14 protein-coding genes, 2 tRNA genes and 3 pseudogenes are annotated in these 20888 nt (G+C 39.3%); 9 read left to right on the top strand and 10 right to left on the bottom strand.

Annotated elements, in window-relative coordinates:
- Nucleotides 1-159, top strand: a pseudogene (locus tag FTV11_RS15825) (IS4 family transposase); the annotation flags it as partial.
- A 22-nt stretch (nt 160-181) separates the two neighbouring features.
- Here the strand turns inward: FTV11_RS15825 and gmtX are convergent.
- From gmtX to gmtY, 3 genes are read right to left on the bottom strand one after another with little or no spacing between them, the layout of a single operon-like run.
- Nucleotides 182-793, bottom strand: coding sequence for a gamma-mobile-trio protein GmtX (gene gmtX, locus FTV11_RS15820; RefSeq protein WP_168378293.1), 612 nt, complete (start codon nt 791-793; stop codon nt 182-184).
- Nucleotides 783-3551 (bottom strand): VPA1269 family protein, encoded by a 2769-nt coding sequence (locus FTV11_RS15815; RefSeq protein ID WP_168378292.1) that lies wholly within the window; start codon nt 3549-3551, stop codon nt 783-785. The genes gmtX and FTV11_RS15815 overlap by 11 nt, the downstream gene beginning before the upstream one ends.
- The gene (gene gmtY / locus FTV11_RS15810) at nt 3548-4858 is read right to left on the bottom strand and encodes a gamma-mobile-trio recombinase GmtY (protein ID WP_180074389.1); all 1311 of its coding nucleotides are present in this window, start codon (nt 4856-4858) and stop codon (nt 3548-3550) included. Before gmtY ends, FTV11_RS15815 begins: the two co-directional genes overlap by 4 nt.
- A 108-nt stretch (nt 4859-4966) precedes the next feature.
- Between gmtY and FTV11_RS15805 the strand changes: the two are divergent.
- The 6 genes and pseudogenes from FTV11_RS15805 to epmA all read left to right on the top strand — a co-directional run.
- Nucleotides 4967-5323, top strand: a pseudogene (locus FTV11_RS15805) (GreA/GreB family elongation factor); the annotation flags it as partial.
- A gap of 83 nt (nt 5324-5406) precedes the next feature.
- Nucleotides 5407-5496, top strand: a tRNA-Ser gene (locus tag FTV11_RS15800).
- Nucleotides 5497-5726: 230 nt separating this feature from the next.
- Nucleotides 5727-5816 (top strand) — tRNA-Ser (locus FTV11_RS15795).
- A 165-nt stretch (nt 5817-5981) separates the two neighbouring features.
- Nucleotides 5982-6734 carry a class II aldolase/adducin family protein gene (locus tag FTV11_RS15790; RefSeq protein WP_180074387.1) on the top strand — a complete coding sequence of 251 codons (753 nt, stop codon included), beginning with the start codon at nt 5982-5984 and terminating at the stop codon, nt 6732-6734.
- A 115-nt stretch (nt 6735-6849) separates the two neighbouring features.
- The gene (locus FTV11_RS15785; RefSeq protein WP_180074385.1) at nt 6850-7917 is read left to right on the top strand and encodes a 4-phosphoerythronate dehydrogenase; all 1068 of its coding nucleotides are present in this window, start codon (nt 6850-6852) and stop codon (nt 7915-7917) included.
- Nucleotides 7918-7922: 5 nt separating this feature from the next.
- Complete coding sequence (epmA, locus tag FTV11_RS15780; protein WP_373685431.1) at nt 7923-8891, top strand: EF-P lysine aminoacylase EpmA; 969 nt, start codon at nt 7923-7925, stop codon at nt 8889-8891.
- A 36-nt stretch (nt 8892-8927) separates the two neighbouring features.
- On the opposite strand, the gene FTV11_RS15775 is transcribed toward epmA, so the two are convergent.
- From FTV11_RS15775 to ahcY, 7 genes are all read right to left on the bottom strand, one after another.
- The gene (locus FTV11_RS15775; RefSeq protein ID WP_180008372.1) at nt 8928-9368 is read right to left on the bottom strand and encodes a GNAT family N-acetyltransferase; all 441 of its coding nucleotides are present in this window, start codon (nt 9366-9368) and stop codon (nt 8928-8930) included.
- A gap of 189 nt (nt 9369-9557) precedes the next feature.
- Nucleotides 9558-10793 carry a multifunctional CCA addition/repair protein gene (locus tag FTV11_RS15770; RefSeq protein ID WP_168378286.1) on the bottom strand — a complete coding sequence of 412 codons (1236 nt, stop codon included), beginning with the start codon at nt 10791-10793 and terminating at the stop codon, nt 9558-9560.
- A gap of 81 nt (nt 10794-10874) precedes the next feature.
- On the bottom strand, nt 10875-13154 hold the full coding sequence (locus FTV11_RS15765; RefSeq protein WP_180008368.1) for an NADP-dependent malic enzyme: 2280 nt from the start codon (nt 13152-13154) through the stop codon (nt 10875-10877).
- A 140-nt stretch (nt 13155-13294) separates the two neighbouring features.
- The gene (locus tag FTV11_RS15760; protein WP_180003366.1) at nt 13295-16171 is read right to left on the bottom strand and encodes an EAL domain-containing protein; all 2877 of its coding nucleotides are present in this window, start codon (nt 16169-16171) and stop codon (nt 13295-13297) included.
- A gap of 183 nt (nt 16172-16354) precedes the next feature.
- On the bottom strand, nt 16355-17068 hold the full coding sequence (locus tag FTV11_RS15755; protein ID WP_180074381.1) for a 16S rRNA (uracil(1498)-N(3))-methyltransferase: 714 nt from the start codon (nt 17066-17068) through the stop codon (nt 16355-16357).
- Between the two features lie 32 nt (nt 17069-17100).
- On the bottom strand, nt 17101-17937 hold the full coding sequence (gene metF / locus FTV11_RS15750; protein WP_180008362.1) for a methylenetetrahydrofolate reductase [NAD(P)H]: 837 nt from the start codon (nt 17935-17937) through the stop codon (nt 17101-17103).
- A 216-nt stretch (nt 17938-18153) separates the two neighbouring features.
- Nucleotides 18154-19536, bottom strand: coding sequence for an adenosylhomocysteinase (ahcY, locus tag FTV11_RS15745; protein ID WP_078192086.1), 1383 nt, complete (start codon nt 19534-19536; stop codon nt 18154-18156).
- 236 nt (nt 19537-19772) lie between these two features.
- Between ahcY and FTV11_RS15740 the strand changes: the two genes are divergently transcribed.
- Nucleotides 19773-20075: a hypothetical protein gene (locus FTV11_RS15740; protein WP_180026682.1), complete on the top strand. Its 303-nt coding sequence runs from the start codon at nt 19773-19775 to the stop codon at nt 20073-20075.
- A 33-nt stretch (nt 20076-20108) separates the two neighbouring features.
- Nucleotides 20109-20762, top strand: a pseudogene (locus FTV11_RS15735) (DUF4424 family protein); the annotation flags it as partial.
- Between the last annotated feature and the right edge of the window lie 126 nt (nt 20763-20888).

Below are 20888 nucleotides of genomic sequence, written 5' to 3'. Positions count from 1 at the left end.
AAGAAGCATGGACGACTCTCAATGAGTTTATTTCGCTATGGTTTAGACTATGTTCAAATGGCGATTCAGCGTTTAATTGGTTTTGGGAAAAAAGAAGAGTTTAAGGAAATTTTGGCAATTTTAAGAAGGCAGAATCCTGATAGGATAAGGGTTCTGTGAAATTTGTCGTGTACAGAGCGATTCAAGACAAATACTCCAATGCTTTACGTAGGGCATCTAATGTTGAAACTTTAAAAACAGGCTTATTAGATTCATCGATTAGCTCACCAAAATGAGTTGGTTTAAGATTCCATTTTTTTTGGAAATCAGTAGATAATAAATATTGTAATGCCCGTACTTCTTGATCAGAAAGCTTAAATGATTCATCAGGTATCATATTCTTATGATCATAAATATCAATCCTTTGTTTGGGTGGAATGATTTCGCGGATCATTTGCTGAGCTTCTTTTAACTCAGATGCCATAATGCGTACAAGCAACTGATGTTTCGGATTTTGAATTTCTTCAATCCATGCATTATCTGTTTGTGATGGCTTAACCGAGTTAGGCTTCTGTGATGAAGCCTCTGCAAAACATTGAATTAATGCTCTATATTTTTCACCGGTCTTATTTCTAATGCTTTGCGCTTTAGGAACACCTCGATTAAATCCTAAATTAGCAATCGTACTTACAGAAAAATCCTGAATTCCACGTTCCTGTTGTTCAATACATACTTCATAGATTGCATCGAGTGATTGTTGGATTTTGTGTGATGAGCCATGTTTTAATTTATTTAATAACTCTTCAGAATTCATGAGTTGCCTCAATCAAAGTGGGTGAATTATGTAGAATGAGCTCAATTTCTGATTTTGAAATTTGTTCAGTTTCAGAAAGCTCGATCAATTTAAGCTTGCCATCTATAACACTTTGTACTTTATCCCAAGATTTGAGGCGACTCATCAATAATTTAAAAATTTGATTGCCTGCCGAAAGTTGCTGTTCTTTAGATAACATGAATAAAGCAGGCATAATTTCATTAAACATCGCCATTTTATCAATGAGCTGAGTCCTTGGATAAATAGCTTGATCTGCATTACAAGATTTATAAATGGCTGCATTTTCACAGACTTCTTGTAATTGTTGATAATGGCTCACTTCTTCCATTTCTAATATTAATTCAGCATTAGGGGCTGTAATTAAGGAGAGTTTTTCATCGCTCTCTATAAGGGGATTGTTATTGATGAGCTTGTGGCATTTTGTAATATAACTATATGCTGCTTGAATATCGCACAAAAGCATATCCAATTTCTTAGCAGCAGTTTCATATTCTGATTCGAAATTTCTAAGTTCAGTCTCGAGCTTTGATCTTTTTGCAGCACCTTCAAATTTTTCTTTCTTTAAGTTGGCTATATATTCTTCTTTTTCAATATTATCAATATCTTGATTAATCCGATTGATTTTAAATTGAAGTTTTGAACATATTTCAGACTGATCATTGGATTGGAGTAATATCTCATTTGTAATTGCCAATAAACCACCGATAAAGGCAGGCCCAGTTATAAAATGTCTACAACGGATACAATTCTGAGTTCCTAAATAACCTTGAGGTGTAGGGGTATAGAATGAACTACTTTTTATTAACTCACCACCATCCTCACATCTTGAAGCTGCAAAAGGGCAAATACCATAATCTCTAAAAATAAAATTACCCACAGGAACCTCATTAGATAAAGCTTGTAGTAACTCCAAGTTATTACCAACTAATTGGTTTTTAACACTTTCAATTTTATTCTGCTCAATTGTTTTTTGAATAGATTCAACTTCAGATTTTAAGGCTATTTTTTCACCTTCTTCTAATCGAGTTCTAATATCATGATTGGAAACTTTGCAATAATAAATCGACATGATCACGGAGCTATGGCCAACGATCTTCATCACGATTTCAATAGGCATACCCATTTCAAGAACATAGGCTGTAATGAGGCTAACACGCATGCTATGAGGTGTATATTTAGACTTATATGCACCTAAAACTGCTCTATTTCCTTCAAGTGTAGCTAAGCAAAGATTTGAGGGCTGTATATTATAAAGAGCAGCCGCTAATCTTGGGGTTAAAGCATTACCGACATTTGCTGGTTCAAAATCATTAAAGCGCCTAAAAAGAAAACAATTCAATCCTTTGGCTTTTCTTTGCACCTCATTTAAATTTGTTCTTTGGCAATCAATCCAAGCACTAGGATATGAGATAGGATTATATTTTTGTTGCCATTTTCGTAACCTAATTAGCCAATATGCTAAATCTTCGGGTATCCACGGAATTGTGTAGCCATGCCCATTGTTATTTGTTTTATTTGTAGTGGTAAAGATACCTGTTTGACCATCAGGCATTCTTTTAATGAATGATTGTTCTTTAGTCAACCCAGAAATTGGGGCATTATTTTTTTGCCAAATTACTTTGTTTTGCTGATCTAAATCTGCAATATACTCATCAGCTTCGCCAGAATCGTTATAGGCGATTTGTCGTCCTCTTAAGGGAACTTTGGTGAGTGTATAAGTATGAATCCAGTCTGTTGGACACCATAAATATGCTTGATTATCAATTACACGGTAAACACAATCTAAATCATGTAAATCTAATTGATCAAAGCTTACTTTTATCCAATCTGCATCGTATTTATGAAGGTGCTCTAAATCTTGAAAGCTTTTTGCATTGGTTGGAATAATCCATTCTTGGGCTTTTTTAACAAAATGATATTGTAAGCATGGTTTTGTTGTTTCAGAGCGGATGGAGCTAGATGATATATTTTGTTGATTAAGTAGAAGGGTGAACGGATTTCGAGCATTATCGACTCGTACTATTTCGCCTGTTTCTTCATCTTCAATCGTTAAATCATTATCAATAATGTAATCTAAGAATTCATTGACATAAACAACGAGTTTCCTTCTCATTGGTTCAGATTCTATATTTTCAAGAATATCTCGAAAGGGTTTTACATCGAATTTTTCCTGTATAAGAAAAGCGTGTGGTGTTTTGCTTTTATCAAATTGTTCAATATAAAGTCGAACGAAACGACAGAGCTGAGTTTCTTTAGTGCCTCCGCCACGGGCTTTAGTCATAAATTCTTTGATCTTAATTGCCCAAGTGACATAGTCAGGAGAAATAAAATCTGGTTTAAATGGTTCTGTTTTACCTAAAAATTTATACCAGTTTTCCCATTCATTTGGATATGCAGTTTGTGGATCAAGTGGAAGACTTAGATCATTTAATTTTAAAATAAAAGCTTTGTATTCTTTAGCATTTTTAAGATTTTTGCTTTCTATCAAATTTTTTAGTTCGACATATGAAATAAAATCAGTTATATCAAAAAAATCTTTATAGCTAATCCATTCGTCATAAATTCTTTCGGGATGAGCAGGTAGCCCATATTCTCTATATTTCTGTTTATAGAGTACTGAGTTTGTAATACCTTCATTTTTACAAAATTTTTTTAAAGAATCTAAGTCAGGAAAAGTCGAAAACTCTTTATTAAATCGTTTACTTTCAATTTGTCTGATTGCTTGAGGTTTAATCATTTAATCGCTCTCAACTTTTCTTGTACTTCTTCAATTGTTGGTTTGATATAAACAAGGCATGAAGTTGGACTTTTATGATGCATAGCTTTTTGAATTTCGACTTGATTTAAACCAGCCTGACGCGCACGAAATCCATATGCATGACGATGACCATGCTCAGTCGTACCAAGAGATTTTTTGCTAATTAGCCCGATGCGCTCTACTGCACGTTTATGCAGGCGTTGAAAGTTTTTTATAGTTTCAGGCTCACCTAAATTATTTGTAAATGCAAAAGGATGTGGATTACTTTTCAGCGGCTCTACACGCTGATATTTGAGATAGTTTGCCCAAATTAATAAGAACTCTTTAGCTTTTTCAGGTGGATTAAATACAATCTCAAAGTAACCTTGTTTAGATGTAAGTAATGGGGACTTCCATCCCGCATATAAACGTTCGGTAAATGAATAGTTATTTCTAGGTTTGAATGATGTTTTGGATAAAAGAAATTCACGTCTATTTTTGAAATGAGGATCTGGAGCTAGACCTAATTCAGGATGATAAACACGAACAAGAGCTTCTTGAGGACGGTTTGGGTTTAATGTGATATCTGAAGTGTAAATATGAAAAATTTCACTTTTCCTAAGCCCACCGTAATTCATCAACATTGTAATCGCTTGCGATTTATAGTCGTATTTTCCATTTTTTTCGAACCCTAAATAAATCAATCTTTCAATTTGATCTTCGGGGAAACGAACTGCATATTCAAAATCAATTAGGTCTTCATTGAACGAACCAACCAAACGAACTTGCTGTTGTGATAAATCTTTTTTAGTTAAATGATTTAGAAAGACATTTGCTTGTTTATGATAATAAGCGCACCAATTTAGACGCTCTTCATAACTTGTAGCTTTGCGAAATGGATTTACACGAATTGTTGAATGTTCATCCTGTAACGTCATAAAATCAGTGTAATGGGTAATATGAAATAATAGATTATTGGTATCTCTGACTGTGCGTGGTCGCCAATAAAGATCAAAAGAATCTGTACGGGTTGTTGGGTCAATTGTGCCTGTGATTAATGCCTCGGTGAAAGCTTTGAGTAATTTAGTAGCATTCTCAATTTGTGGAACTGAATTTATATACTTCAATAAAAGTTTAACTGCATAACAAGATCTTTCTTTCCATGATTCACTTTTTGAATTAAACCAAGCCAAATAGCGCAAATGAGAAATGATGACTCCTTTCTCAGTCAAGAGACAAGGCAAGACCAAGGTGGTTTGAGTAGAACAATCTTTGTAATTTACATAAATTTTTTTAACGTAAGCCATATACTATTTAGTATGAAATATGGGGTTTTTATAATTAAAACTTATCATTATTTGATCAATTGTCAATATAAAATATTAGAAATAGTATGTTTTAAGGTGGGGTTATAATATCAATATAATAAGCAATTATTACGCAAAATTGATCGACGTGTACGCTACTTGGGAAAACGTTTGGAAGAGCTTCGTATTATCGATTACTCACCCGAACAAAAAGGGAAAGTCTATTTTGGGGCATGGGTTGATATTGAAAATGAAGACGGCGAACACAAAACGCTAAGAATCGTGGGGGTAGATGAAATTTATGATCATCATCCGCAACATATCTCAATTGATTCACCTATGGCTCGGGCACTCTTATCCAAGCAAGTGGATGATGAAGTCGAAGTCCTAACCCCGCTAGGAAAAAAATGTTGGTATATCAATTCAATTCGTTATGAAATGGGCGAAAGCACTGAAAGACAGTAAACTGCTCTTATTTTGTTCAATTGGATGTGTTTTTTACAAAATAATTTGCCATTGCTGAATTTTATTTATATGATGGCGGCCATGGAAGCGTGGCAGAGCGGTTTAATGCACCGGTCTTGAAAACCGACGAGGGCGCGAGTCCTCCGTGAGTTCGAATCTCACCGCTTCCGCCATATTCAAAAAACCCTGATGTTTTTAGCATCAGGGTTTTTTTATGTGCGTAAATTGAGGTAATGCAATTAGCCTTGACCTCAATTCAATAAATTTTGATTGAGCTTCTATTTTTCAGCTCGAAGCCAAAATTTTACAATCGCCTAAATTTTGTATGAACGATTCGCCAAGTGTTCAAAATGAGGCAAAATAATTTGCCAATCTGAATTTTTATTTATATGATAGCGGCCATGGAAGCGTGGCAGAGCGGTTTAATGCACCGGTCTTGAAAACCGACGAGGGCGCGAGTCCTCCGTGAGTTCGAATCTCACCGCTTCCGCCATATTCAAAAACCCCAATGTTTTACTTTGGGGTTTTTTTATTGCCTAAATTTTTGAATAGTTTTTTTCTACAGGCGAAGTTGATATACAGCATGAATATGACATGCTATTAATTATTCACAATAAACAGAAAACAAGATTAATCGATTTAGAAAAGGAATTCATCCATGCAAAAACCAGAGCTTATTCATGAACTGGAATGGCAAGCGCGTTGTCAATTGGCGGCACTGTATCGCTTGGTGGCTTATTATAAAATGACCGACTTAATTGATACCCATATCAGCCTGCGTTTAGGTCATGAACCTGAGCATTTTTTGATTAATCGCTATGGTGTGACCTTTGACAAAATGACAGCTTCTGATTTGGTCAAAATTGATCATGAAGGAAAAATTATTGAAACTTATGATGCAGGGAAGATGGTGAATGTCGCCGGCTTTGTAATTCATTCGGCCTTACATCATGCGCGTGCAAATATTAATTGCGTTATTCATACGCATACTGCAGATGGCGTGGCAGTTTCTGCACAGGAACATGGATTATTGCCAATCTCACAACATGCGTTAAAGTTCTATCAGAACATTGCTTATCATGAATATGAGGGTATTGCCTTTTCAACTGAAGAGCGTGAAAGACTGGTACAAGATATGGGGCATTATCGTTGCATGATTTTACGCAATCACGGCTTGCTTGCGACTGGAGATAGTGTGGCACGGGCATTTCATGAAATTTACTTTTTAGAACGGGCTTGTCAAATTCAAGTAAAAGCGTTGTCGAGTGCTACATTGCATTATCCGAGTCCGAAGGTTTGTGAACATACGTTGCAGCAGTTTGAAAATCCGATGGCCGAGCCCATTATTCAAGCGGCTTGGCAGGCGGCCTTGTCTTTAATTGAAGATCAGCACTCAGATTATTGTCGTTAATATAATTTTCTATCATTTAGCTTATAAAAAAATGGCGCTATGCTTTATGTGCAGAAGAATAGTCATGGCATGAGCAACGCGTTATCATGTTCGTAGTGGAATTATGAGATGAACTATGAAAATCGTTGCAGATGAAAATCTGGCATTTACTGAGTATTTTTTTACCGAATTTGGTGAAATAAAGCAAGCGGCAGGTCGAACATTGACCCATGAGGATGTCAAAGAAGCCGATGCATTATTGGTACGATCAGTGACTCAGGTAAATGCAGAATTAATTCAACAGACCGCACTCAAATTTGTCGGTAGTGCTACGATTGGAACAGATCATTTAGATATTAATGCTCTAGAAAAGCAGGGTATTGCTTGGTCAAATGCCGCAGGTTGTAATGCACAAGCGGTTGCTGAATATGTGATTACGGCATTGCTTTACGTTAAACCTGAATTGTTGAATGCAAATGAAAAATTTACCTTGGGCATTGTTGGTTTAGGTAATGTTGGTTCACGTTTAGCCGTCATGGCAGAATTATTCGGTTGGAATGTCATTGGCTATGATCCATTTGTGCAATCTGATCAGGTGAAACAAGTTGAATTTGCAGAACTGTTAAAAAGTGCAGATGCGATTAGTACTCATGTGCCACTGACCAAAGAGGGTGAACATCCAACCTATCATTTAATCAATGCTGCTGCGCTTGCTGCTATGAAGCCAACTGCGATCTTGATTAATTCCGCGCGTGGGCCCGTGGTCGAAGAAGCTGCCTTAATTGCCGATATTCAACAAACTCAGCGTAAAGTGGTCTTAGATGTTTTTGAACATGAGCCAGAGATTTCAGTAGCATTGTTGGATTTAATTTACGTGGTGACACCCCATATTGCAGGCTATAGCTTGGAAGGTAAAGCACGTGGCACACAGATGATCTATGAAGCATTCTGTCAAACTTTCAATCAACCGATAAATAAAGCTTTTGAAAGTCAGTTGCCCGTCTGTGAGCAGTATTTTACTGGTGCTGACTTTAAGACGGTATTACAGCGTTATTTAAAAGATATTTATGATATCGCTCGTGATGATGCCAACTTACGTGCTTGCCTAAAAGACGGCAAGGTGGATCAAAAAGCCTTTGATTATTTACGTAAAACCTATCCTTTACGCCGTGAATGGGCTGCGCATGGAGGCCCAGCAGCATGAGTCAGATGAACTTTCAGCCGAGTTGTGAACTCACTGCACTTCGTGCACGTGCCACGATGTATGCTCAAATTCGCCAGTTTTTTGCTGCACGTGATGTGCTTGAAGTGGAAACACCTGTGCTTTCACAAGCGGGTGTCACCGATGTGCATTTAGCATCGGTACAAGCTCAGCGTCATGTGAATGGTCAAAAGCAAACGCATTATTTGCAAACTTCACCTGAATTTGCCATGAAGCGTCTGTTGGCAAGTGGCAGTGGGCCTATCTACCAAATCTGTAAAGTTTTCCGTGATGATGAACATGGACGTAAACACAATAGTGAATTCACCATGTTGGAATGGTACCGTCCGGGTTTTAGCTTAAAAGACTTGATGTTTGAAGTGACTGACCTATTGAATGAAACTTTGAAACAGCGCTTTGGTGAAATTCGTCCGACTATTTTGAGCTATAAGCATGCCTTTATGGATCGTTTGGATTTGAATCCGTTACAAGCCACTTTACAAGAGCTGAAAGATTGCTGTCGTCGTGTGGGGCTAAGCTTAGATCTGGGTGAAGACCGTTTAGGCTATATCGATTTATTGTTCTCGCATTATGTAGAGCCGAGTCTCGGTTTTGATACGCCAGCATTCCTTACAGATTTTCCACCGGAAATGGCTTCTTTGGCGAAAACCCGTGTGGACGAAGATGGTGAATTGGTTGCAGCACGATTTGAGCTATATATCGAAGGTTTAGAGTTAGCAAATGCTTATGATGAACTGATTGATGCAGACGTTTTACGCCGTCGTTTTGAGGCGGATAATGCAGAGCGCGCTAAACTTGGCTTGCATGTGATGCCGATTGATGAATATTTGCTTGCTGCATTACCGTATATGAGTGAGTGTGCAGGTATAGCCTTAGGCATTGATCGATTGCTAATGGTGGCAACGAATCAGTTAAAACTTGAAAAAGTCATTAGTTTCCCAGCTGATATTTCTTAAAAAATGTCTTGATCGGCTGATGGTAAAATTGGCCGATCAATTTAAATATTTAGTAAAACCCAAACTATAGGCTTCAAACCCTAAATTTTGATAAAAAGCATGTGCGGCATAGCGTTCAGGACGATTACCACTGTTGAGTAAAATACGTTTTAGACCTTGTCGCCGAGCGCTTTGCTCAATGGCTTGCATGAAGCGTCGCCCTAAACCTTGACCGCGATAACTGGCATCAATGACAAAAGCCTGAATCCGAATAAATCCTTCCTCAAACTCCCAACTGTATTGTTGGATAAAACCTGCATAACCAATGACGCGGTCATCAGCCGTCATCACCAAGGTTTGATAATGCTTATCCAAATGAATCAACTGCCAATGCTGTTGGAGTCGCTCTGGTGGTATTTCATAACCCAATTGGAGTGTGAGTTGATGAATGTCGAGGAGATCTTTTGGGAGGTGTAGTGGACGAATTTGGGGATGCATATTGTCAGCTCGATGGTTTGTTTTCCTTAGAGCATAGATGAATGAGCCTTGATGTGAATGCAGATATTTTTCAAAGCTTATCTATATCTGAAAGGGCAAGGTGAAATATTGCAAAAGTTAAAGTTTTAAAAATATAGAAAAGGAAAATATAGAAAAGGTAAATTAAAAAAGCACCCGAAGGTGCTCTAATTATGCTTCAACTGCATATTGACTGGTTTTTAGTTCTGCAATGGCTTGGATACGTCGTTCAATCAGCATTTCACCAATATCCGGCCCTGATACATCAGGTGGAAGATCGGCAGCTTTAATATTGCGAACCACCTGCATGGCATCTAAAACGTATTGAGCTTGCGGATAGGCACGATCCTCTAAACCTAAGCGACCACGTGAATCACATTCACAGGCTTGTACAAAGGCCTCTACGCGTTCAGGACGGCGTAGTACATCCATGCGTTGTAACAGACGCCATAATGTACCCGGTTTTAAACTCAAGGCTTGATGGCATTTTAAATGCTCTTTACATACTGAGATGGCCAATTGCTTGGTATTGGTGGGAACACGCATACGGTCACAGACTTCGGTAACGGGTTTTACACCACGTTCTTCATGCATGATATGGCGCGGTAACTCATCTACTGGAGTAAGTGCTTTGCCTAAGTCGTGTACCAGTACGGCAAAACGAACATCCAGAGAATAATTGGCACGACAGGCTTGCTGTAGCGACATCATGGTGTGAATGCCGCAGTCTATTTCAGGGTGATATTCAGGACGCTGTGGAATACCGTATAACGCATCAATTTCTGGGAACAAGACTTTTAAAGCACCACAGGCTCTTAAGACTCCAAAATATTCATCTGCATGGTCTTCCATTAACGCACGAGACGTTTCCTTCCATACACGTTCAGGTGTAAGGGCTTCAAGTTCGCCAGATTGAGCGAGATCTTGCATCAGCGCAAGTGTTTCTTCAGCCACTTTAAAACCTAAAGCTTTATAACGTGCCGCAAAACGTGCAATCCGCAGAACTCGCAAAGGATCTTCGACGAAGGCATCAGACACATGGCGAAGGATGCGTCGCTCTAAATCTTGTTGACCATGGTAGGGATCATAAATCTGACCTGCATCATCCATAGCAATCGCATTGATCGTGAGGTCACGTCGAATGAGATCTTGTTCGAGTGTGACATTGACGTCGGTATAAAATTCAAAGCCATGATACCCATGTCCAGACTTACGTTCTGTACGGGCTAAGGCATATTCGTCTTTGGTCTCTGGATGAAGAAAAACAGGGAAATCTTTACCCACAGGTTGATAACCTTGAGCAAGTAATTGTTCCGGCGTTGCACCGACAACGACATAATCTTTTTCGTGATAGGGGTGCCCGAGCAAGTGATCTCGAACTGCACCGCCTACTAAATAAACTTGCATGAAAAAACCTCTATTCTTAGAGCAATCATGCTACAGAACAGAGGTTTTCTCAAGTCACAAAGTGTGTTCAGGTCAACTAAATTAGAGTGCTAATTTTTCGTTTTCTTGAATCTCTGCAACAGTCAATGCAGTCATATTCACTAAACGGCGAGTTGTCGCTGTTGGCGTTAAAATATGAACAGGTTTTGCAGCACCCAAAAGAATTGGGCCAATCGTCACGTTACTGCCCGATGTTGATTTCAACAAGTTGAACGAAATGTTCGCTGCATCCAGATTAGGCATAATCAGCAAGTTCGCAGAACCTTTAAAACGTGAGTTCGGGTATGCGAAATGACGAATATTTTCATCCAGTGCGGCATCACCATGCATTTCACCTTCAACTTCAAGTTCAGGTGCAATTTCTGATAAAATATCATAAACCTTACGCATTTTTTGTGCGCTAGGATCATTTTGGTCAGAACCGAAACTTGAGTGAGAAAGCAATGCTACACGTGGCGTAATACCAAAACGGCGTACTTCTTCAGCCGCTAAAATGGTCATTTCAGCAAGTTGTTCAGCTGTTGGGTTACGGTTAATGTAAGTATCGGCAATAAACAAGTTACGATCTTCAAGCATCAATGCATTCAGCGTAAAGAAGTTATTGCGGCCTTCTTTTAGCCCAATCACATTGCTGACGAAGTCTAAGTGAATGTCATAGCTTGAATAAGTACCACATAGCATACCGTCAGCGACACCATGACGAACCAACATTGCCGCAATAAGTGTAGAACGGCGGCGTGCTTCACGCTGAGCGTATTCAGGCGTTACACCTTTACGCTGCATGATGCTGTAATAATCGTCAGCAAACTTATCATAATCAGGGTTTTTCTCTTGATCGACGATAGTGATGTTCACGCCGTCTTCAAGACGTAGGCCTAATTTCTTGATGTTTGCTTCAATGACTGCAGGGCGACCGACAAGGATTGGTTTTGCCAAACCTTCATCAACAGCAATTTGCACCGCGCGAAGTACACGTAAATCTTCACCTTCAGCATATGCAATGCGTTTTGGATCAGTTTTTGCTTGCGCAAAAATTGGTTTCATCATGAATGCAGAGTTATAAACAAACTCAGACAAACGTTGACGATACGCAGAGAAGTCTTGAATTGGACGAGTTGCAACACCTGAATCCATCGCTGCTTGTGCAATTGCAGGTGCAATCTCAAGAATCAAACGTTGATCTAATGGGCGGGGAATGAGGTAATCACGACCAAATGAAGCAGATTTTTCACCATACGATGCAGCATCAGCTTCGACATGTGCCATGCGAGCAATCGCATGTACACAAGCAATCTTCATCTCTTCATTAATTGTTGTAGCACCAACATCGAGTGCACCACGGAAGATATAAGGGAAGCAAAGCGCATTGTTCACTTGGTTTGGATAGTCTGAACGACCAGTTGCCATAATCACGTCTGGACGTGCTTCATGTGCGTGTTCAGGAAGAATTTCAGGGTCTGGGTTAGCAAGGGCAAAGATAATCGGATCTTTCGCCATGACTTTAACCATTTCTTTGGTCAAAATACCTGCTGCAGAAAGACCGAGGAACATGTCCGCACCTTCCATTACATCAGCAAGCTGAGAGCCTTCGATGTCTTGAACGTATGCCTTTTTCGACTCATCCAAGCCTTCACGTTTATTCGTCAATAAACCGCGTGAATCTGCCACAACGATGTTTTCTTTTTTTACGCCAAGTGCGCAAAGTAAGTTCAAACATGAAAGGGCAGCAGCACCTGCGCCAGAAGCGACAATTTTGATTTCTTCAATTTTTTTGCCATTGAGTTGAAGTGCATTCAGTAATGCAGAACCCACAATGATCGATGTACCGTGTTGGTCATCATGGAACACAGGAATATTCATGCGTTCACGAAGTTTTTGCTCGATGTAGAAACACTCTGGGGCCTTGATGTCTTCAAGGTTGATACCACCGAAAGTTGGTTCTAATGCTGCAACGATATCTACGATTTTGTCTGGATCGTTTTCAGCAATTTCAATGTCAAAAACATCAACACCAGCGAATTTTTTGAATAGAACGCCTTTACCTTCCATAACAGGTTTTGACGCTAAAGGACCAATGTTACCTAAGCCTAGTACGGCTGTACCGTTACTGACTACAGCAACAAGATTACCGCGCGCTGTGTAAAGTGCAGCAGTAGATGGGTCGCGTTCAATTTCTAAACAAGGTGCAGCGACACCTGGCGAGTATGCGAGGGCTAAATCGTGTTGGTTGACCAATTGTTTGCTTGGTGTAACGCTGATTTTCCCCGGAGTTGGAAATTCGTGATAATACAAAGCCTGCTGTTTTAAAGATTGATCGTCCATCTGTATCTCGATTGTGTTTTGTTTATCCAATATAAAGCTGCAATGCTTGCTTTATCCGCTTGAATATAACATTAGTTGCACAGTTGGGACAGTCGAAGTCGCGTCTTTTTCAGACAATCTTATAGCTCAGGCATAGTGACTTATATTAAGTAAGTATAAGCAGGCGAAGAGATATTATTTTCAAGGAACACGGTTGCCTCTTCTTGTGGCAGTGGCTTAGAGAAAAAATAGCCTTGAGCAATGTCACATTCTAAGTCTTGTAGATACTGTAACTGCTGTTCAGTTTCAATCCCTTCAGCGACTACCGTCATGCCCATCGCTTTACCCATGGCAATCATGGCACTAACGATGGCCAATTGTTTATTTTCACCAATTTTAGAGATAAAACTGCGATCTATTTTTAAAATATCAATTGGAAAATCAGCCAGATACGATAGAGATGAGTAGCCAGTGCCAAAATCATCAAGTGAAATATTGATTTTACGTTTTTTTATTTCGTTTAATAGTTCACGTACTGAATCTAGATTTTCGACCAAAGAAGATTCTGTAATTTCCAGTTCCAGACTGGCACCATCAATTTGATTGGCATCTATCGCTTCATCTAAATCATTTAATAATTGTCCACGGCGCAGTTGCTGTGCAACAATATTGACGGATACACAAATATTTTGATAACCCAAATTATTCCAAAAGCGAATTTGCTGCGCGGTTTTTTGCAGGACAAAACGCCCGATATCGGAAATTAAACTGGTTTGTTCTGCTAAAGGAATAAATAAGCCCGGTGGTATTAAGCCTTTTTCAGGATGATTCCAGCGCACCAAGGCTTCAAAACCGTAAATATTTTTATCACGGAAATTGATCTTCGGTTGGTAATACACCACCAGCTCATTATTTTGAATGGCTTTACGCAAGTCGCGTTCCAAGAAGATCCCTTGCTCTAATAATGCGGTATTTTCATTGGAATAATAACGTGTAGTATTGCCTCCCAAATTTTTAGCTTCGCTCAGCGCTTGTTCTGCACAGTTATTTAGATAATCTAGCTGACGGCCATGCTCAGGATAGAACGCGACGCCCATCGATAAAGTGATGACATGTTCTTGGCCAAAAATATTAAATGGAATGCTAAAGGCTTTATTGATGCGTTCACAATGCTCTTGCACAGAAGGGCGGATATGTGAAATTTCATACACAATCGCAAAATCATCGCCATTTAAATGCGCAACAAATAATGCTTCGGCATTGGTTAGACGTAAACGCTGTGCGACTTGGCGTAACAGTTCGTCACCACCATTGTTGCTGAGATATTCATTTAATGGACGGAAACGGTCGATGTTTAAACGAATGACGGCCAACTGTTTAATCGAATCTTGCTGTGAAACTAAATATTGATGCAGTTGATAGTTGTAATAAAAACGGTTCGGCAAATCCGTTAAGGTGTCATAATTTTCTAAATAAGATAAACGTTGTTCTTGCAATTTACGTTCGGTCAGGTCTGAGACAATCCCGATATAATGGGTAACGCGGTTTTGATCATCAGTAATCGCATTAATATGCATCCATAGCGTCAGTTCTTTACCTGAAAGAAATTTTTCGTGCAACTCACCATCATATTCACCAATTTTCAGCACTTGTTTAATGATCGAGTAGTGCATACTGCGTTGAATTGATTTGTAATTTGCTGTGATATCAAATAGATGTTTGCCAATAATTTGGTCGTAGTTAAAGCCGGTTAATTGTTCGTAAAACGGATTGACTTCGATATAGCACAGCTCTTCATTTAAAATGAAAATCCCTTCAGCAGCTTGTTCGAGTACGCTGGCTGCAAGTTTTAAACGTTCTTGAGACGTCCGTTCTTGATGGATATCACGACGAATACCGACCATGCGCAAGGGCTTGCGGTTATCTGGATCGCGTTGAATGACTCGCCCAATATCATGTACCCAACTCCATTTTCCTTGACTGTTTTGAATCCGATAGGTGGCCTCATAACGGTCTTTAAATCCACGTAGATGTTGAATCATTGCCGACTTAAAATGAGGGATATCATCAGGATGGATCACATGTTGTAACTGTTGCTGATGCTCTTTCGAATGTCTAAGGGTTTTTTCTTGCTTATAGTTGGTGACAACGATTTTACGATCCTTGATATTCCAATCCCAAGGACGTAAACCTGCAATTTCATGTGCAAGGACTAAATTGGCCTGTTGGTTTTCTAAATCCTTGTTCATTTGCTCAATGTCGAAGGTCCGTTCTTTGACTTTTTGTTCAAGGATTTGGTTACCTAGTTGTAATTGTAATTCGATGTCTCGTGATTTGTTGACTTCATCTTGGAGCTGCTGACACAGTTCATCAGTCCATTTGACTTGTTGCTTGGCACTATCAACCAGTAGGTTGTTTTTTGCATGTAAGGTCGACACACGACGGTGAATCCGATATGACGTCATGGCGCACATTAGAATCACAATGAGCCCAAAATTAATACTCAGGCTAAATAAGTGATTTGAACTATCTAAGAAAAAGAACTGTGCAATCAGATACGGCACGATAGACGGGATAAAGGCTAAACAAAAATAATTGAGTTTTTGCGTTAAATAGGTCAAACCAAAGGTTTGCGTCACGATCAATAGTAAGGCGGAGAGCGTTAAGGCCTGAATCGGTTCAAAGCTTTGATTGGTCGCAGGTAAATAGTAAAAAATTAAAAAGATACCGCTCGCAATCAGTGTGCCGACAGAAAAACACTGAAATTGTAGCCAACGATGCGCAATCATCAGTGAATATTGTTCAGGTTTAAAATAAACGGTGCTAATCAGCCAGCATAAACTGACAAAAACTTCGGTAAAAATAAACCAAATATTGAAATATAAAGATGGTGATTTATAAAAAATTTGATATATCGAAAAAATATATAAGCAAATAATCAGAATACTGACTAAAAAATAGCGGCTATGGCGAATCGTGTTCGCAATTTGAGCAGTATGATTGTACTGCTTGATATATTCATCTTGTTTATACGTCATGAATATAAAAACCCTGCCTTAACCAAATTTAGATCGTTGTATTTGTATTGTTCCTGAGAGTATTTGTTTATTCTTAGTAACAAATCATTTGTTTTTATTGACTCTAGGGTAATTGCGTTACAAATAAAAAGCAATATCAAGGATGCCATCATTGATGCTTTCAGATGAACTATCGAGTAAAAATTAAATAAATTTATAATTTAAAATTGAAAGTGCAACTACAGGTGCAGTTTCTGTGCGAAGGACACGTTCACCGATACACCAGTTCACAAAACCTTTCTCATTTGCGGCGCTGATCTCGGCTTCGCTCAAGCCACCTTCAGGGCCAATCAGTAAGGCAAAGTACGGGTCAGCATCAGCTAATACATCAACTTCATTTTTATTGGGTGCGAGTACCAACTTGGTTGTCGGCAGATCACTTTCCAACCATTTTTCAAGGGAAAGTGGCGCAAGTACTTTAGGGACAATGTTGAGACCACACTGTTCGCAAGCTGCAATAGCAATGCCTTGCCAATGGTCGAGTTTCTTTTGATCACGATCGTACTTCAAACGCATTTCACAACGTTCTGAAGTGAGTAGTTGAATTTCAGAAACACCGAGTTCCACCGCTTTTTGAATCGCATAATCCATGCGGTCGCCTTTGCTCATCACTTGACCCAAGAGCGCTGTAAAATGTGGTGTGCGATTGCTTGGATTGAATTGCAAAACTTGGACGGCAGCTGACTTTTTAGCGACTTCAACCAATTCAACATGGTATTCGCCACCTTGCCCATTGAACAAAGTGGCTGTTTCGCCTACTTGAGCACGTAAAACTTTTACCCAGTGATGAAACACTGTTTCCGTTAATTCAACAGTCGTATCAACAGTTAAATCAGCTTCAATATAAAAACGTGGCATTAAAGTTTTACTCTCAAAAAGGTCGAAATGTCTTATGCAAGACCGAGGTCTTTCACAAGTTGACGTGTAGGGTCAGTGGTATTCATGGTGTAGAAGTGCAGGCTTGGCGCACCACCAGCAATCAGGCGTTCGCAAAGTTTCACAATCACTTCATGACCAAAGGCTTTGATTGACGCTGTGTCGTCGCCATAAGTCGCAAGCTGTTTGCGAATCCAGCGAGGAATTTCTGCACCTGTACCATCAGCAAAACGAATTAAATTGCTTGCATTGGTAATCGGCATAATGCCTGGAGCGACAGGAATGTTCACGCCTTCTTTTTGAATGCGCTCTACAAAGTAGAAATAGGCATCTGGATTAAAGAAGAATTGTGTGAGTGCTGCATTAGCGCCTGCATTGGCTTTATCGCAGAAACGTTTGATGTCGAGATCAAAGCTGTCTGCTTGCGGGTGCATTTCTGGGTATGCTGCAACTTCAATTTTGAAATGATCACCAGTGTGCTCACGAATGAAACGTACCAAGTCCGTTGCATAAGGCAATTCGCCTAAGCCCACTTGACCAGACGGCAAGTCGCCGCGCAGCGCAACAATACGGTCAATACCTTGTGATTTATATAAATCCAGCAATTCAGCAATACGTGCTTTGCTGTCACCAATACAAGACAGGTGAGGGGCAACCGGTGTGCCTTTACCGTTGAAGTCGTTCAATGTAGACAAAGTACGTTCACGGGTAGAACCGCCTGCACCGTATGTTACAGAGAAAAATTCAGGATTTAATAATTGTAGTTCTTGGTGTACAACTTTAAGTTTTTCCGCGCCCGCATCAGTTTTGGTCGGGAAAAACTCAAAGGAAATAGGAATCTGTTTTGACATGTTCAAATCCTTTTTTATAAATACTTTTATTTAAAAAAATCCCCTCATCCTAACCTTCTCCCAGAGGGAGAAGGGACTTCCATTATGAAAGTAATAGTGATTTGGAGTTAACATCAAATTTGCTTTCACAATGAAGAGTTCCCTCTCTTGCGCTGAGCTTCAAAGCAGTGCTTGAAGCACGCTCAGGAGAGGGTTAGGGAGAGGTATTTATAAAACTTAGTATTTATAAGCCTCAGCTTTGAACGGGCCTTCAACTTGAACACCGAGGTAATCCGCTTGTTCTTGAGTCAAAGTCGTTAATACGCCGCCGAAACCAGCAACCATTGCAGCAGCAACTTCTTCGTCTAATTTCTTAGGAATAAGTTCTACGCGGATTGCAGCTTGTTTTTGATCTTCAGGAAGATCAGCAAATTTTTCAGCGAATAGGTGCATTTGACCCAATACTTGGTTGGCAAAAGAACCGTCCATAATACGTGAAGGGTGACCGGTTGCATTACCAAGGTTCACCAAACGGCCTTCTGAAAGAAGAATAAGGTAATCATTTTCATTTTCTGAACGATACACTTGGTGAACTTGTGGCTTAACTTCAACCCACTTATAACCACGTAAGTAGTTTGTGTCGATTTCAGTATCGAAATGACCGATGTTACAAACTACAGCGCCAGCTTTTAATGAATCAAGCATTGCAGCGTCACATACGTGGTAGTTACCAGTTGTTGTTACGATCAAGTCAGTATTTTGAAGAAGATCAAGGTTGATGTCTTCTTTCTTACCCGTTTGAATGCCATTTTTATACGGAGCAACAACTTCGAAACCGTCCATGCATGCTTGCATTGCACAGATAGGGTCAACTTCAGTGACACGTACAATCATGCCTTCTTGACGAAGTGATTGAGCAGAACCTTTACCTACGTCACCATAACCGATTACAAGCGCACGACGACCAGATAAAAGCATATCTGTACCACGTTTGATTGCATCATTTAGAGAGTGACGGCAACCGTATTTGTTGTCGTTTTTAGACTTAGTGACAGAGTCATTTACGTTAATCGCTGGAACTTTTAAAGTACCGTCGCGGTGCATTTCGTAAAGACGTTGAACACCTGTAGTGGTTTCTTCTGTAATACCGTGGATTTTAGCAATCACTTCAGGATATTTTTCGTGAACAAGCGCAGTTAAGTCACCGCCATCATCCAGAATCATGTTGGCATCCCAAGGTGTACCGTTCACATTGATTTGCTGTTCAAGACACCACATGTATTCTTCTTCAGTTTCGCCTTTCCAAGCAAATACAGGAATACCGGCAGCAGCGATTGCAGCAGCAGCGTGGTCTTGAGTGGAGAAGATGTTGCATGAAGTCCAGCGTACTTCTGCGCCCAATTCAACTAGAGTTTCAATTAAAACTGCAGTTTGAATAGTCATGTGGATACAGCCTAGGATTTTCGCGCCAGCAAGCGGTTTAGCCGCTGCATAGCGTTTGCGAAGACCCATTAGGGCTGGCATTTCTGCTTCTGCAAGTTTGATTTCTTTACGGCCGTAGTCAGCTAGTGAAATATCGGCAACTTTATAATCTGTAAATGAAGCATTAACCGCGTTCATCACGATCTCCTTAATAAAAACAATTGATCATTCAGTTCGCGGATGCCGTTGTTGATTGGAACGAGTATCCAACCGAATCGTCGAGCCTAGCGATCTTATATTTAGTGCCTATAAGAAAGTCGCAGCATCCCTCGACTAGGGCAGTATTGTACTTGGAAATAGAGTGAGTTCCAATCAAAAATTGGTTAATATGTAGATGAATAATCTGATAATAAAAAGATAATAACGTACATATCATGAATATATTAAAATTTAATATTTTCCTAGTTTTACTCGTATCTTCACAAGCTGTCTCAGCAAGGCGAGGCGACTTTTCACCACAAGATATTTTTTTTCTGCCTTTAATTTTGATTGGGGTTTTATCCTTATTTAAATTTTCAGGCTTTATTGAAAATTATACGAAAGGCTTAAATTTAACCTTTAGAGTAGTCATAAAAGTAGTGAGTTTTATTATTTTGATTGGCATCATTGCCCTTATAATTATCGGGATAGGGCTAATTTCTGAGTATATTCCTGAAAAATGGTCGATGATATTCTAGTGCAATTATAAATATAAAAATTGGAAGCTAATAATGAAAAAATTAACTGCATTCATATGCTTGTGTTTTTCAGCACTAACATATGCCAACGATTCAACAGGCTATGTGGCAACGGGAGGGGTGCAGTACCTTAAAAATAAAGACATTCAAATGTTCAGTGAAGACCTATTTATTAGTAAAAAAATGATCAAGGTCGATTATCAGTTCAAAAATTTAAGCAATAAAGACGTGACTGAAACCATACTCTTTCCACTGCCAAAAATTGAAAACTTCTTTGAATCTGATTTTGCCAATACAGAAAAGCTGCTCAAAAGTTTTAAAGTTCAAGTGAATGGAAAAACGATTCAGCCTGAAATGCACGTGCGCACTTTTATTCAAAAAAATGAGAAAACAGCCCCGATTGATATGACTGAGAGTTTTAAGCAATGCGGATTTACGGAAAAAGACATGCTGAATCCGTGGAGCAGGCAAGATGTTGAATATAAAACTTTTGAGGCAAAGCTTAGAAACTGTAAAAATGCAGCGCTGCAAAAAGTTTTGCCCAAAGATCCGAGTGAAGTCATTTCATGGTCATCTCAGGTAATTTACAGCTGGAAGCAAACTTTTAAAGCCAATGCGCTCACACGTGTACAGCATCAATATGCACCGCTGGTGGGCGGGTCTGTGGCTTTATATCCTGATGAATATAGGGTCTGTTGACATTTGTTGATTAAAAAAATAGCGAGATAGTAAAATTAAATCGCCAAACCCAATTTTACACTCGCTATGCCTCGAACAATGCTAAATGATCAACACTGGTCCAAGTTACTTGCT

This window comes from Acinetobacter sp. YH12231 (assembly GCF_013417755.1).
In the GTDB taxonomy this organism is placed as follows: domain Bacteria; phylum Pseudomonadota; class Gammaproteobacteria; order Pseudomonadales; family Moraxellaceae; genus Acinetobacter; species Acinetobacter amyesii.
This window is presented reverse-complemented; position numbering and strand designations above follow the sequence as displayed.